This is a genomic window from Desulfosarcina alkanivorans, from assembly GCF_009688945.1.
GTDB classification, from domain to species: Bacteria; Desulfobacterota; Desulfobacteria; order Desulfobacterales; family Desulfosarcinaceae; genus Desulfosarcina; species Desulfosarcina alkanivorans.
Genome location: NZ_AP021874.1, coordinates 7,240,296 through 7,254,448, shown reverse-complemented (window position 1 = coordinate 7,254,448; position 14,153 = coordinate 7,240,296). Strand labels below are relative to the sequence as shown.

12 protein-coding genes are annotated in these 14,153 nt (G+C 57.2%); 10 read left to right on the top strand and 2 right to left on the bottom strand.

The features are described 5' to 3' along the window. Nucleotides 1-46 precede the first annotated feature (46 nt). The 3 genes from DSCA_RS31565 (at nucleotide 47) to DSCA_RS33055 (ending at nucleotide 4,067) form a co-directional block, all read left to right on the top strand. The gene (locus tag DSCA_RS31565) at nucleotides 47-2,056 is read left to right on the top strand and encodes an AsmA family protein (protein ID WP_167528043.1); all 2,010 of its coding nucleotides are present in this window, start codon (nucleotides 47-49) and stop codon (nucleotides 2,054-2,056) included. A 147-nt stretch (nucleotides 2,057-2,203) separates the two neighbouring features. After that, a complete protein-coding gene (locus DSCA_RS31560) occupies nucleotides 2,204-3,484 on the top strand; it encodes an APC family permease (protein WP_155320200.1) in 1,281 nt (426 codons plus the stop codon). A gap of 169 nt (nucleotides 3,485-3,653) precedes the next feature. Beyond that, nucleotides 3,654-4,067 carry a rhodanese-related (seleno)protein gene (locus DSCA_RS33055; protein ID WP_407924231.1) on the top strand — a complete coding sequence of 138 codons (414 nt, stop codon included), beginning with the start codon at nucleotides 3,654-3,656 and terminating at the stop codon, nucleotides 4,065-4,067. 57 nt (nucleotides 4,068-4,124) lie between these two features. On the opposite strand, the gene DSCA_RS31550 is transcribed toward DSCA_RS33055, so the two are convergent. Continuing rightward, entirely contained in the window at nucleotides 4,125-4,442 is a 318-nt protein-coding gene (locus DSCA_RS31550; RefSeq protein ID WP_155320198.1) for a hypothetical protein, read from the bottom strand. Nucleotides 4,443-5,027: 585 nt separating this feature from the next. Further along, nucleotides 5,028-6,002, bottom strand: coding sequence for a PHP domain-containing protein (locus DSCA_RS31545; protein WP_155320197.1), 975 nt, complete (start codon nucleotides 6,000-6,002; stop codon nucleotides 5,028-5,030). A gap of 439 nt (nucleotides 6,003-6,441) precedes the next feature. Between DSCA_RS31545 and DSCA_RS31540 the strand changes: the two genes are divergently transcribed. The 7 genes from DSCA_RS31540 to DSCA_RS31510 all read left to right on the top strand — a co-directional run bounded on the left by DSCA_RS31540 (nucleotide 6,442) and on the right by DSCA_RS31510 (nucleotide 14,146). Further along, complete coding sequence (locus DSCA_RS31540) at nucleotides 6,442-8,226, top strand: AAA family ATPase (protein ID WP_155320196.1); 1,785 nt, start codon at nucleotides 6,442-6,444, stop codon at nucleotides 8,224-8,226. A gap of 6 nt (nucleotides 8,227-8,232) precedes the next feature. After that, nucleotides 8,233-9,420 carry a 12,18-didecarboxysiroheme deacetylase gene (gene ahbC / locus DSCA_RS31535; RefSeq protein ID WP_155320195.1) on the top strand — a complete coding sequence of 396 codons (1,188 nt, stop codon included), beginning with the start codon at nucleotides 8,233-8,235 and terminating at the stop codon, nucleotides 9,418-9,420. A 35-nt stretch (nucleotides 9,421-9,455) separates the two neighbouring features. Beyond that, complete coding sequence (gene hemB / locus DSCA_RS31530; protein ID WP_155320194.1) at nucleotides 9,456-10,430, top strand: porphobilinogen synthase; 975 nt, start codon at nucleotides 9,456-9,458, stop codon at nucleotides 10,428-10,430. 75 nt (nucleotides 10,431-10,505) lie between these two features. Beyond that, nucleotides 10,506-11,627, top strand: a complete 1,122-nt coding sequence (gene ahbD, locus DSCA_RS31525; protein WP_155320193.1) for a heme b synthase — start codon at nucleotides 10,506-10,508, stop codon at nucleotides 11,625-11,627. Between the two features lie 205 nt (nucleotides 11,628-11,832). Beyond that, nucleotides 11,833-12,645: a hypothetical protein gene (locus DSCA_RS31520; RefSeq protein WP_155320192.1), complete on the top strand. Its 813-nt coding sequence runs from the start codon at nucleotides 11,833-11,835 to the stop codon at nucleotides 12,643-12,645. 20 nt (nucleotides 12,646-12,665) lie between these two features. Beyond that, complete coding sequence (locus DSCA_RS31515) at nucleotides 12,666-12,968, top strand: hypothetical protein (RefSeq protein WP_155320191.1); 303 nt, start codon at nucleotides 12,666-12,668, stop codon at nucleotides 12,966-12,968. An 11-nt stretch (nucleotides 12,969-12,979) separates the two neighbouring features. Then, nucleotides 12,980-14,146, top strand: coding sequence for a cyclic nucleotide-binding domain-containing protein (locus DSCA_RS31510; protein ID WP_231716574.1), 1,167 nt, complete (start codon nucleotides 12,980-12,982; stop codon nucleotides 14,144-14,146). The last annotated feature ends 7 nt before the right edge of the window (nucleotides 14,147-14,153 follow it).

Genomic DNA, 14,153 nt, shown 5'->3' with positions numbered 1-14,153 from the left:
ACCCGTCAACCTCAAATCAGATCCAAACCTAAAAAAGGGGGTTACCATGAATAAGACCGTTAAATGGATCTTTGCGGTAATCGGTTGCGCCGTTGCGCTCATCGTCATCGCCGTCATCGTGCTGCCCATGGTTATCGACGTCGAAAAATACAAACCGCAGATCCAGCATCAGGTGGAAAAGGCCACCGGCCGGACGTTCAAGCTGGGTGGCGACCTGAAGCCGTCCATTTTTCCCTGGGTCGGCATTCGCTTGTCGGACCTGCACCTGGGCAATCCATCCGGTTTTGAGGAGCAGGATTTGGTCTCAGTGGAATCGTTTGAGGTCCGGGTCAAGCTGCTTCCCCTGCTTTCACGTACCATCGAGGTCAGACGGTTCGTGGTCGACAAACCGGTTCTGGTGCTGGAAAAGCGCAAGGATGGCAAAGGCGGTTGGGAAGGGCTGGGGAAACCCGCGGAGAAAACAGCGGCGCAGCCAAAAGACCTGCAGACACCGGCCCCGAGAGGTGAATTTCCCATCAAAAGGCTGCTGGTGGGAGAATTTGCCGTCACCAATGGCCGGATCCTATGGATAGACCATGCCGGCGGTACACGCAAGACAGTCGAGGACATCAATCTGGTCCTGACCGACCTCTCTTTTGACAAACCCATCGGGGTGGCCTTTTCGGCCCTGGCGGACCAGCAGCCGGTAAAACTCGACGGCACTGTCGGCCCACTGGGGGATCGGCCCGGAAAAAGCCCCATATCGCTGAAACTGGCCGCCCGGCTGCTCGACGAACTGGAAGTTCGGTTGGATGGGCGCATCGACCCGTCCGCGGCGCCGCCGAAATTCGACCTGGCCGTCGACGTGGCCGACTTTTCACCCCGCAGGATCATGGACCGACTGGGCCTGAAGCCGCCCCTGGAAACGGCCGACGCCAACGTGCTGAACGCGGTTGCCGTGGCACTCAACCTCAAGGGCACCCCGGAAGCCATCACCGTGTCCGACGGTCGGTTGAAGCTGGACGACTCCCGGGCCACCTTCTCCGCACAGGCCGGCGAGTTGACCCGACCCAATCTCAAATTCGATCTTGATCTGGACGGCATCGACCTGGATCGCTATCTGCCGCCGCCCGCAGAAGGCGACGCCGGTGCCGATACCGCCCCGGAAACACCGGCGGCGTCTGCGTCCCAACCCACCGATTACGGTCCGCTGCGCCGCCTGGTACTGGATGCACGCCTCAAAACCGGCGAATTGAAAATTAAAAAAGCCCGCATGCAAAATATTGAGGTCAGAGTCAGCGCCCGCAGCGGGATCATCCGGCTGGATCCGCTCAAAATCGATCTTTACCAGGGCAATATTGCCGGTACGGGTGTGGTCAACGTTCAGCAGGAAAAACCGTCAACAGCGATGCACATGATGCTCAACAGTGTCCAGGCCGGCCCGTTGATCAAGGATTTGATGGACAGGGAACTGATCGAAGGTGCGATGGCGGCCGACATTGATCTGAATTTCAAAGGCGAGGCCCCCGACCTGATCCGTAAAACCCTCGGCGGAAAAGGCAACTTGCAATTCACCGACGGCGCCATTGTGGGTATCGACCTGGCATCCATGGTGCGCAATGTGCAGGCCTCCTTCGGCCTGACCCGACAACCCTCGCAAAAGCCACGCACCGATTTTGCCGAACTGCAGCTGCCGTTTTCGATCACCAGCGGGCTGTTCAAAACCGATGCAACCAGGCTCGTCTCTCCCCTGATGCGCGTGCTGGCGGTCGGCAAGGCCGACCTTGCCGGGGAAACCCTGGATTTTCGCGTTGAGCCCAAATTTGTGGCCACGATCAAAGGCCAGGGAGACACGACCCAACGTTCGGGAATCATGGTGCCGGTGATCGTTTCGGGCAGTCTTACCGCCCCCACTTTCAAGCCGGATCTCAAAAGCATGCTGGGGCAGCAACTCGGTCAACCCCTGCCGGACAAGGAAGCCCTGAAAAAAATGATGCCTTCCGAAGAAGACGCCAAAAAAAATATCGAGGAAGGTGTAAAGGGCCTGCTGAAGGGGTTGCCGTTTGGCAGCCAGTGATCAGAGCATCCTGAATCTAAGGCATTCAGACAATCGGGTGTAAGGTTTTGGCGTGAAGCCAGACCAACGGGATATGGGAAACGCGACTGAACGTTGACATGCGGTACAGCCAATCGTGCCTGCCAGTGAAATTGAGGAGGAATCGGCATGTTGCCAGCGATGATGTCATGGTTGGCCGCTTCGATGGCCCTGCTGGTTTCGCCGGATCATCTCCGGCTGTGGGGCAACCTGGCCGGTCATATCGGTACCGGATTCTGGATCGTGGCGGCGGGTGCGGCGGCACTCTTCGCCCTCTCCGTCGCCAGCTACCGACGGCTGGAAATTTCCGCGGCAGGTGCAGGCGGCTACCTGGCGGCGTTGAAGGAGCACGGCGGGGGGACCGCCATCGCCCTGGCATTGACCGGCCGTCTGGCCCTGACCATCGGTTTATCCACCGGCATCCTGGCCACGTCGGGCTTTGTATTCAACGAAACCTTCGTTTACTGGTTCCCTAATTTTGGATTTGCGTTTCTCTATCTTGCCGCCGTGGCCCTGGTTCTGTGCCGGGGATACGGGCTGGCAGAGAGGATAATGACGGGTCTGGTGGCGATCACCCTGGCGGGTCTGATGGTTCTGGTTCTGGCCGGTTTCCTGCAGACGGGTCAGCCGCCGACACCGGATGATCGCCCGCCATCGGGATTCGGCGCGGGCACGGTGTTTTCGGGCCTGCTGCTCTTTGTCGGCTTCGACCTGGGGATTCATCGCCGCGAACATCTCCGGGGCACCGGCGCAGCCACAAAAATGATGCTGGCGGCGTTGGGAATGACGGTGGTCTTGTTGAGCATGTGGGGTGCGGTCTCCCTGGCGCATGTTCCGGCGCCAAGGCTGGCCGAAACCTTCATCCCCTATACGCTGGCGGCCCGTCAGATCGGTGGACAGGCCGGCCGTATCCTGATGGGCATCGTCCTGATTGCCGGAACGGGGTGTGCGGTCATCTCGCTTTTCTCAACCTCGGCCCGGATGGTCACCTCACTGGCGCACATGGACATGCTGCCTCGATTCTGCCGGGGCTCCGCCCGACGCAACCTATGGGCAACACTGGTCCTGGCGTTCGCCGTCGCCGCCATGATGGCGGCGGGGGCTGCCGGCGCACCGGAGTTGGAAGTGTTCATCCGAGCAGCCTTTGTATTGTGGCTGCTGCATATCATTCTGGTCCATCTGGCGGCCCTGAAAGCGCGGGTCGCGAAAACGTCCGCAGCTTTTCGCCGCATCACCTGGCTTACGGTTCCGTCGGCCGCATTGACGGGCGCCGGGATGGTTTATCTATGGGTCACGGATGACCGGCGGGCCCTGTTGTCGACCTGTATTTTCGCGTTATGGTCCGGGGGGGCGATGCTCCTTTTTGTTGTCCGCCTGGCCAAAGGCCGGAAAACCTCTCCGGCCGTCTGAAGCGAACGCGGTTTGATAAATTTCGGAAAAGGTTCCGGTCCGTTTCCGGGCCGGACCTCCTGAAAACCACCAGAAACCCCACGGCCCGGCAAGATGACGGGCCGGCCGGCCCGCAGGCTGCTGCGGGAGGGCCAATAACAGCAAAAACGCATCAAAGAGGAGAAATGCCATGAAACCAATCATTTGTAAGGGCCTGTTGCTGGCAGTGGCCGTCGTTCTTCTGAGCGGCATGCTGATCCCGGCCGCAGCCTCGCAGAAAGTGAAGCTGATGAACAAGGATGAGCTGCAAAAAATCCTTGGCAACGCAGACACCTACATTCTGGATGTAAGAGCGGGAAGGGACTGGGGTTCCAGTGAATTTAAAATCAAGGGTGCTCATCGGACCGATCCCGGGGAGTTCGCCACCTGGGCGTCCCAATTTCCCAAAGCGGGGACCCTGGTCCTCTACTGCGCCTGACCGAACGAAGCCACCAGTGCAAGTTTTGCACGAAAACTCATGGCTCGGGGCTATACCCATGTCTACGCACTCAAAGGCGGCTGGCGGGAATGGCATCGCGCCAGATACCCGGTCGTCGAAAAATAAGACGCCCCTGCAGATGCGGGCAGCCGGCCAGCGGGACGGCTGCCCGCCTTTTCCACCCTACCCTGCCTGCAGTACCCGCAACGACCCTTCATGGTAAACAGGGGACCCGAGTTCGGACAACGCGAAATTGTAAAAAACATGATGTCCGTCGTAATCCAGCACCCGAAGGTCATCCGATTGTTTCAGGTCGCCCATGATAATGTTGAATTGCTGACCATACTTTTCCTTGACCAGGCTTTCGGCGACCTCATAGGCGATGAATTTCTTGATCCCTTTCTGGGCCAGTTTGGTCACCAGGGTGGGATCGTTAAGCTCGCCATAGGTTGTCAGAATCAGAATCGGACCGGTCCCGGTAAAAAAGATCCCTGCCTTCATAATGCACCTCCTTGGTTTGGGTTGCACAAGTATGGGTGCCCATCCGGATACGAGCGGTGTCAGGTCAGCTCAGGCCATGCCGGAAATAAGTCCAGGGGGTGGGGGTCGATCGTCCGGGAATCAGATGCCGGGCATCACGCCCGGCGTCACCCGGACTGGCACCCTTCATATGGGACAGGTACCCGCAGGCATTAGGGACAAACAGCGACGGTTCAGCCGAAATGGAAGGGCGCTTTCCGGAAAAGCGGGAATGCGGATAAATGTCCGATGTTGATACTCTCTTGACCCGACAGCGGGTCATGCATCCGTCAGAAGAAGGCGTGGAATCACCAAAAAGGGGTGTCTCTGGACTGCGGGATCGCTGGGAGGTGGAGCCGACTTACCATTCATTCATCGATACTGCGGACCAACGGCGGACTGTGCCACAGGCGATAAAACGAAATGATCAGGTTGATGCCTGTTTCCAGCTTAGTATAGTCAGGAGGAATGTCAAGCGCGGATCAATGCGATTGGCTGATGATATCATCAACGGCCAGGGCGTTGGACGCCAATGGCCTCATATCTGAAGGTTAAACGAACGTAATATTATGTAATAATGGAGAAAAATATTAATGGCAAGGCATTGTAGTTGATTTTCAGGAAGGTCAGACCGGCGACAAAATAAAAGGCTTTTTTCAGATGCCTGTCGTTGACCCGCTCCCAGATTTTCTCGCCCGCCTTTCGGGCCCGGAAGCGAATCACGCTTTTTCCGAAGCGAATGTTTTTTTCGACCATATCCGGATAATTGTTCATGCTGATTTTCAGTTTAGCGCTGTTGGACTGTAACTTCTCCAACAATTTAGACTCGGTCCCCACCACCTTGGACTCGCCACGGCTGACGGCATCCAGGAAGGCCTTCCGGCTGCGGCCGCAAGCGGCATAGGTCACTGCCGAGCCCATTTGCTGGACGCTGTGGCCGTCGCTGCCGCCTGTGATGGCGCGATCCAGATTAAACCCCAGCAGGGCGCTTCTCAGGTTCCACCGCTTCAGATTCTCGGAATTGATCACCTCCACACCGTCGGCCATCCTGAGCAGACGGTCCAGCTGGTTTTCGGAAAAGCTGTGATTGCAGATGCCGGTGAAGGCCGCCGAGTAGGGATGGGGAAAAATGACGACGCTGTTGTATTGCCTTGCAGACCGGACAATGGTTTCCACATCCATCCCGATTGATGACATCACCGTCGGTCCCCTATTGGGCTCCACGTGGTCCCCGTAAAATGCCTTGAGATCATCGATCCGGTAGAAGTAGACCAGGACATGGGTTCCCTCCCGGGAGGTGACTTCGATACCGGGAATACTGAACACATCGTCATGGCGGTCGAGTTCAACCGCCCCATCAATGGCATTGTGATCGGTAATGGCCACCCCGATCCCCAGTTCGCGGGCCCGTTCGGCAATGACATCCACCGTATCGGCGCCGTCTGAAAAACGGGAATGGAAATGGAGGTCAACCACTGTCGAGTGGCGGGCAAGTTCATCCAGGCGAGGCGCTTCAAACTGAATTCTATTGAAATTGTTCATGGATCCCGCTTGACCATCAGAGTCTTTCGGTGAAAACGATTCAAGGACCAAATTTAATCTACCCACGTCCCATGTCAACAATTATTTTTATCCGTGGGGTTCGCCGGCGATCTGGCTCCCCGACCGTCGACGCCACCGCCAATTTCCATTATCGGCAGTTGAGGCAGGACCTGAAAGCTTTTGTGGATGGGCCAACCGCCTTGGCCGCAATCAAATTGAAGCGCACCATGCCCCCTCCCGCAAGGGCTTGAATTCACCCGGGCCTGTGCTTATTATCTCGTCAATGAAAACGGGTCCGACGAACAGGAAAATTGGCGCAACGGGCATTACGTGCTGCTGCGGGGCGTGCGTTGCCCCATCACCACCTGTCGAAACCGACGCACCCCTATCTTGCAACCCATCCATGGCAGGCTGATTAGGAACCGTGAACGAGTTTATCATGAACGAACACAGCGAAAAAATACCCGACCCTAAAGAACTGGAAAAAGAACTGGGCGATTTTCTGGCCAAAAAATTCGGCGGCAGTGTCAAACTGGCGACCCCCATCGTCCTTCCCCAGGCAGGTGAAAGCGATTCGAAGGAGCCGCCGCCGAAAAAAGGGAAAACGATCAATTTTGATCTCAAGCCCCAAGATCTGGTTGCCTACCTGGATCAGTACGTGGTCAAGCAGACAACGGCCAAAGACATTCTGGCCACCAAGATCTGTACCCACTTCAACCGGATCAAACACGTGCAAAGCGCGCCCGACGACTTCAGCGACATGGTCGGAGTCATCAAGAACAACGTCCTGATGCTCGGCCCCACCGGCGTGGGAAAAACCTACATGGTCAGGCTCATCGCCAAAAAAATCGGTGTGCCCTTCGTCAAGGGCGATGCCACCAAGTTCAGCGAGACCGGATACGTCGGCGGCGATGTGGAAGACCTGGTCCGGGACCTGGTCAAAGAGGCGGACGGGGATATCGAACTGGCCCAGTTCGGGATCATCTACATCGACGAAATCGACAAAATCGCTTCCAGCCGCAATCTGGTCGGCGCCGACGTGTCCAGGACAGGTGTCCAGCGCGCCCTGCTCAAACCCATGGAAGAGACTGAGGTCGATCTGAAAGTGCCCCACGATCCGGTATCCATGCTGCAGGAAATCGACCGGTTCAGGAAAACGGGCAAAAAAGAAAAAAGCAGTATCAACACCAAGCACATCCTGTTCATCATGAGCGGCGCCTTTTCGGGCCTGGACAAAATCGTCTCCCGGCGCATCGCCGAACAGAAAATCGGATTCGGGGCGTCGATTTCCAATCCGTCCAAGGACGCGGATATCCTGACCCGGGTAAAATCCGAAGACCTGGTCCAGTTCGGTTTTGAATCCGAGTTTGTCGGCCGGCTTCCCGTGCGCAGCGTATTCGAACAACTGACGGAAGCGGATCTGTGCGACATTCTCAAAAACCCCAACAACCCCATCATCCTCGGTAAAAAACTGGATTTTGCCGCCTATGGCATCGATGTCAAATTCCAGACCGACGCCCTGGCGCTGCTGGCCCATCGGGCACATGATGAGAATACCGGCGCACGCGGACTGGTCAGCGCCGTGGAAGGCGCCCTGCTGCCTTTTGAGAAAACGCTCCCTTCCTGCCCCATCACCCGTTTTGCCGTCACCCGACCGGTCATCGAGCAACCCCAAGAGCATCTGGAGGCCCTTCTCGACCAGCCAGAGAGCGACCACTTCAAAGAGGCGTTCCACCGGCTGGCGGCCCAGGAGTGTGAGCGCATCGTAAAATATGTCAGCGCCAACCGGAAAACCTTCAGTGAAAAGTACGGAATCCAGCTGACGGATTCTCGCATTCGATTGGTCGCCGATGCCTACTGCCGGCAGGTAACCGACATCGAAAAAGTGCTCAAAAAACTCAAGTCCTACTATGAGGAGACCAAGACCATAGAGCTTTACTTTATCAAAAATCATGGTATTAACATTGTCCTGGAAGAAGAGGCCATCGACGCCATCATCGGGCAATGCTTCAATACCCGGGAAACGCCGGAAGGATACTACCGGAATTTGACGGCTGATTTCGAACACGGCCTGAAGCTGGTTCGTGAAAAAACAGGGCGGACCCGCTTTTTTGTCACTCGGGATGCACTGGAAAAGCCGGAAAGCTTCATCGCTGAACTCCTCAGGCAAAGCGAAAACCGACCCGAACTGTCCCTGCCACCTGACAACCGACTGGAAGGCTGAACTCAAATGATTGGAATATCAAAACTTTATTGTGGAACCGTTGAGCCGTCGGATGCCTTGCGTTACGGACGGCAGTCCTCCACCCTGCCCTCTCACCTGCTGCAGTTTTCCAAGGACAAACGCCCGGTGGTGGTATGGAATGTGACCCGGAAATGCAACCTCAAGTGTGTGCACTGCTATGCCCAGGCAACCGAAGAATCCACGGTGGATGAGCTTTCCACGGATGAGGGCAAGGCTCTGATCGATGACCTGGCCCGTTTCGGGGCCCCGGTGATGCTCTTTTCCGGCGGCGAACCCCTGGTCAGGAAAGACCTTCCCGAACTGGCGGCCTACGCCGTCGAGCGGGGCATGCGGGCGGTGATTTCAACAAACGGCACCCTGATCACCCCCGGCCTGGCCAAAACGCTCAAATCCATCGGCCTTTCCTATGTAGGCATCAGCCTGGACGGCATGCAGGGAATCAACGACCAGTTCAGGGGCGTGCCCGGCGCCTATGACAAGGCCCTGGAGGGCATCCGCAACTGCCAGGCTGCCGGGATCAAGGTGGGCTTGCGGTTTACCATCAACAAATTCAATGTGGGTGACATCCCGGCCATCTTCGATCTGCTGGAGGAGATGGACATCCCGCGGGTCTGCTTTTACCATCTGGTTTACGCCGGCCGGGGCTCGAAAATGGTGGAAGAGGACCTGAGCCTGGAAGGTACCCGCAAGGCGGTGGACCTGATCATCGACCGTACCAAGGCGCTCCACGACAAAGGCATCGTCAAGGAGGTGCTCACGGTGGACAACCACGCTGACGGGCCCTACCTCTACCTCAGACTGCTCAAGGAAGACCCCAAGCGGGCCGCTGAAGTTCTCGAACTGCTCAAGATGAACGAGGGCAACAACTCGGGGCGGGGTATCGGCTGCGTCAGCTGGGACGGCGAAGTGTATGCCGACCAGTTCTGGCGCCATCACAGCTTCGGCAACATCCGCAAGCGGCCTTTTTCCGAAATCTGGACCCAGCCGGAAGATGACCTGCTGCTGAAACTCAAAGAGAAAAAAATCCATGTCAAGGGCCGCTGTTCCACCTGCGCCTGGCTGGATGTCTGCGGCGGCAACTTCAGGGTGCGTGCGGAGGCGATCCACGATGATGTATGGGCCCCCGACCCGGCCTGCTACCTCACCGATGAAGAGATTGCCCAAACCATATAACGAATTTTCTCTTACGATCGTACCCAGGAGCTGACATGCTGTTTCCCGATTATCGTCCCCGAAGAATGCGCAGCAGCGAAGCGCTGAGAAGAATGGTCCGCGAGACGGCCCTTTCCGTCAACGATTTTATCCTTCCGTTGTTCGCCATCGATGGGAAGGCGGTAAAAAATCCCATCGAAGCCATGCCCGGCAATTACCAGCTTTCGGTTGACAATCTGGTCAAGGTGGCCAGGCAAGCCTACGGCATGGGTATTCCCGGCGTCATTCTTTTCGGTATTCCATCCAAAAAAGACCCCCTGGGTACCCAGGCATACGCCAGGGACGGCATCGTCCAGCGCGCCGTAAAGGCGGTAAAGGACAAGGTGCCGGAAATGGTGGTGATCACCGATGTCTGCCTGTGTGAATACACCGACCATGGCCACTGCGGTTTTGTGGACGGGCATACGGTAGACAACGATGCCACCTTGGACCTCCTGGCCAAAGCGGCCCTGTCCCATGCCAACGCCGGCGCAGACATGGTGGCCCCGTCAGACATGATGGACGGCCGGGTAGCGGAAATCCGTGCCGTCCTGGATGAAAACGACTACTCACGGATTCCCATCATGTCCTACGCGGCCAAATATTGCTCCGCCTACTACGGCCCATTCCGCGAGGCGGCTCAAAGTGCCCCGAAGTTCGGTGACCGGAGAACCTATCAGATGGACCCGGCCAACGCCCGTGAAGCGATCCGGGAAGTCACCATGGACGTGGAAGAAGGGGCCGACATCATCATGGTCAAACCGGCGCTGGCATACCTGGACATCATCTGCCGGATCCGGGATGAAGTGGACCTGCCTCTGGCGGCATACAATGTCAGCGGAGAGTTTTCCATGATCAAGGCCGCTGAAAAAATGGGCTGGATCGACGGCCAGAAAGTAATGATGGAAACCCTTACCGCTATCAAACGGGCCGGAGCCGACATGATCCTGACCTATTTTGCCATGGAAGCCGCCGCCCTGATGGACCGATAGCCTCAGTCTCCAACCCGCTCTGCAGCCAACCGGGGCCATCGATGCCAACGATGGCCCAAAAGGATAATTCGCCTCATGAATCCACACCCTGACGTTGAAAATGACAACCGGCCCCACGGACATGGCCAGAAGCAGGAAAAAGGCAATACCCTTCGCCTGGTAGCCTGGGAGACGACCAGAAACTGCAATCTCTCCTGTGTTCACTGTCGGGCTGCGGCCACCAACGGCCCCTATGCGGGAGAGCTGGATACCGAGCAGGGATTCAAATTGCTCGACGAGATTGCCGAAGTGGGCAAGCCGATCATCATCCTCACCGGTGGTGAACCCCTGCTCAGGGATGACATTTTCGACCTCGCCAGGCATGGAGACGGCCTTGGGTTGAGGATGGTGATGGCCCCCAACGGCACCCTGATCACCCCTGAAACCGCCGAACGGATGGCGGCCTCCGGCATCCGTCGGATAAGCGCCAGCATCGACGGCGCCACCAAAGCCTTCCACGATCAATTCCGTGGTGTTGACGGCGCATTTGATGCCGCCCTTCGGGGCATCGAATATGTCAAAGCCGCCGGAATCGAGTTTCAGATCAACACGACCATCACCAAGACCAATCTGGACCAGATTCCCAAGATACTGGAACTGGCCGAACGCCTGGGAGCGGTGGCCCACCATATTTTTCTTCTGGTGCCCACCGGCCGGGGCAAATATATTGTGGATCAGGCCATCGACGCCAAGGAGTATGAAACCACACTGAACTGGTTCTACGACCAGCGTGATAAAACCTCCCTGCAGCTCAAGGCCACCTGTGCCCCCCACTACTACCGGATTTTGCGCCAGCGGGCCAAAGCGGAGGGCAAAACCATCAGTTTTCAGACCCATGGCCTCGACGCCGTGACCCGCGGCTGCCTGGCCGGCACGGGGTTCTGTTTCGTTTCCCACACCGGCGTGGTTCAGCCGTGCGGCTACACCGATGTTGAATGTGGAGACATCACCCAAACCACATTCGGCGAGGTCTGGAACCATTCACCGGTCTTCCTCAAACTTCGTGATTTCAGGCAGCTGGAAGGCAAATGCGGCGCCTGCGAATACCGCGCGGTATGCGGTGGATGCCGCGCCAGGGCCTTTGAGGCCACCGGCAACTTCATGGCCGAAGAACCCTTATGCGCCTACCAGCCGGAAAAGGCCGCGCCCTCCCTGTGATACGAAGCATCGACGGGCACCACCAAAGGTCAAGGGCCCTGACCGCCGACCACCATATTTTGCGGTTGCTTTAAGAAAGGTCCACAACGGGTCTTGACATCAGACCCGTTTTTTAATATTTTTGCCGCCAGCTTCCACCTGTCAAAACAATGGCCTTTTAATGGGTCGACCGAGCACCCGATCCCGACCACCCAGCGGCAAAACGATGACTGAGCCCAAAAACTGGTTTGCGCCTAAAGCAACGCCGCTAATAATCGCATCCCTTGCCATGCTTTTAGCCCCGATCCTGAGCGCGGAAGCGACGGTTGTCAAGAACCTTCGCTTTGGCGACAACAAAGGATATGTGCGCATGGTGCTGGAAGTCGACCGTGCCCTGGCCCAGCCCCCATCGGTTTCCATCAACGGAAGCACGATTCAGGTGGCCATGACCGGGGTCCTCAACCACTTGCCCGCCCCCCCCACCGAGGCGTCGCGCGACGGTATCGTCAGCCTCGATGTCACCCACGTGTCCGACGTCATGCGCATCGACGCGGCCTTTCCCTTCGCGCCAGCGGACATCCGGACCTTCTCTCTCACGGGACCGCACCGATTTATCATTGACGCCTACCGGCCCTCCCCATCGGCCGACGAAGACAGGCCCATCGACAATAAGCCTCAGACAACGGCCCTTGAATCGGGCTCGCCGATACCGAAATGGAACCCTGTGCCGGACCAATCGACCCCGTTTGGCGGAACCGTGGCGGAAGCCTCGATGCACAGCTACGGATCACTTCCATCACTATCCGCAGACGCTGCCGAAAAAGGCCGTAACCGGTTTCAGCAACAACTGATCGCGGCCCTGATCGGTGTCACGTCGATCATCGTGGTCCTGCTCTTTTTCCTGATTTGGATGGGAAGCGGCCGCAAAAAACCCCGGGAGCCATCCTGGATCCAGCATCTGCCACCGGCCAGGGACCCGGCGATCGAAAACATCGACGCAGCCATACGCGACCATCTGAAACGTCATGACCACCAATGAAGCACCGTCCGGGGTTACGCATGTCCCAGAAAAATGCAGATACGTTCACTGTCGGCCTGTCAGAGGCTGAAAAACAGGATCTGGAAGAAATGATCGGCGATTTTCGCCGGAAGTCGGCTGGAGGCGACCTTCCAGAAGAAACAACGCCGACCCGGACCCAGCTGGACAGTATCGCCCGGAAGCTTGCCGACCTGTCGGAAATGGTTTTACGAATGGACCGCCAAATGGCCCCGTTGGTGGAAGTCATCCGCCTTTCCCATCAAAAAAGCGAATTGTTGAGCCAGCGACTGGACGCCGTTATCGCCGCTCTAAAAAAAGGATGAATGAGTTGAACATGAATGCAATCGAACCGAACGCGACGGTTGAACAGGAAAGTATCATCGACCAGATCCTTGATGGACAAATCGATATCAGTTCCGTGGAAGAGTTCGAAAATCTTCTCGAGGTCTTTCCCGGAAATCCGGATCTGTATCGCCGATTTGCAGATATGCTGGCGGGCAGAAAACACCCGCAGGATGCCCTGGTGGCCTACCATAAAGCGGCCGGACTCTACCTGGACGCCGGGATGGTGCTTCAGTCCATTGTGGCCAAAATACTCGAGTGGAGCATCGTCAAACCGTCCCATCGCGAAGGGCGCGATTTTCATGCCGAAATCCGGAAAAAAGGCGCCGGAGACATGCCGTCACAGGTCTTTTTCTCCCAGTTGGCCTATACGGAAATGGTATCATTGATGCTCCGCCTGACCCGCGTCCGACTGTCACCCGGTGAGGTGGTCTACGACACCGGCCAGGAGGCCACAGACATCTTCTTCATCGTATCAGGAGAGTTGACGGAGACGCTGCCGCAAGGCGACGATACCACACCGTCAACCTCCGTTGTGCTGGCTGAAAACGACATCTTCGGGGATATTTTCCCCCTGGAAGAAAAATCCGTTTACCGCGCACACGTGGCGGCGACCTCCGCCGTGGAACTGGTCAAGATTTCGAAACCGGTGCTCAAAGCCACGTGCTACCGTTACCCGCGAGTCCGTGAACTCATCGAACGCTTAAGCCGAATCCGGGCACCTCAGGGTGGCGACCGGTCCTGGCAGACGGTCCGCCGGACCTGCCGGTACTGCCTGCCTGCAGATGTCACCTTGGCATGGGAAAAAGAAAACGACGAGGGGAAGTGGGGGCTTCACGGTACCACCCGGGATCTTTCAACCGGAGGCGTATGTGTGGTCCTGAAAAATAATACGACCCTTTCGGATTTCGAAGCGTTGCTTCGGCAACACGTTAAGCTGACCATTCTTGAGGGTAAAAAAACAGTGATCGACGGGTTGAGCGGCCGTGTGGCCTGGCAAAAGACAGTCGGCACCGTGACCCGTCCGACACACATTATCGGCATCACATTCGATCCGATGGCCGACGAGACGGCAATCGCTCTGAATGCTTTCTGCACCATCTCCAACGACGAACAGGACATGATCTGGAATCTGTGGAATCATTTGGTACGACACTGAAATACAA

What these genes read in the sequence shown, in the direction of transcription:
- ahbD (WP_155320193.1), top strand. Translation starts at nt 10,506, where the DNA reads ATGAATCCACACCCTGACGTTGAAAATGACAACCGGCCCCACGGACAT.
- DSCA_RS31545 (WP_155320197.1), bottom strand. Translation starts at nt 6,002, where the DNA reads ATGAACAATTTCAATAGAATTCAGTTTGAAGCGCCTCGCCTGGATGAA.
- DSCA_RS31510 (WP_231716574.1), top strand. Translation starts at nt 12,980, where the DNA reads ATGAATGCAATCGAACCGAACGCGACGGTTGAACAGGAAAGTATCATC.
- DSCA_RS31560 (WP_155320200.1), top strand. Translation starts at nt 2,204, where the DNA reads ATGTTGCCAGCGATGATGTCATGGTTGGCCGCTTCGATGGCCCTGCTG.
- hemB (WP_155320194.1), top strand. Translation starts at nt 9,456, where the DNA reads ATGCTGTTTCCCGATTATCGTCCCCGAAGAATGCGCAGCAGCGAAGCG.
- DSCA_RS31520 (WP_155320192.1), top strand. Translation starts at nt 11,833, where the DNA reads ATGACTGAGCCCAAAAACTGGTTTGCGCCTAAAGCAACGCCGCTAATA.
- ahbC (WP_155320195.1), top strand. Translation starts at nt 8,233, where the DNA reads ATGATTGGAATATCAAAACTTTATTGTGGAACCGTTGAGCCGTCGGAT.
- DSCA_RS31515 (WP_155320191.1), top strand. Translation starts at nt 12,666, where the DNA reads ATGTCCCAGAAAAATGCAGATACGTTCACTGTCGGCCTGTCAGAGGCT.
- DSCA_RS31550 (WP_155320198.1), bottom strand. Translation starts at nt 4,442, where the DNA reads ATGAAGGCAGGGATCTTTTTTACCGGGACCGGTCCGATTCTGATTCTG.
- DSCA_RS31565 (WP_167528043.1), top strand. Translation starts at nt 47, where the DNA reads ATGAATAAGACCGTTAAATGGATCTTTGCGGTAATCGGTTGCGCCGTT.
- DSCA_RS31540 (WP_155320196.1), top strand. Translation starts at nt 6,442, where the DNA reads ATGAACGAACACAGCGAAAAAATACCCGACCCTAAAGAACTGGAAAAA.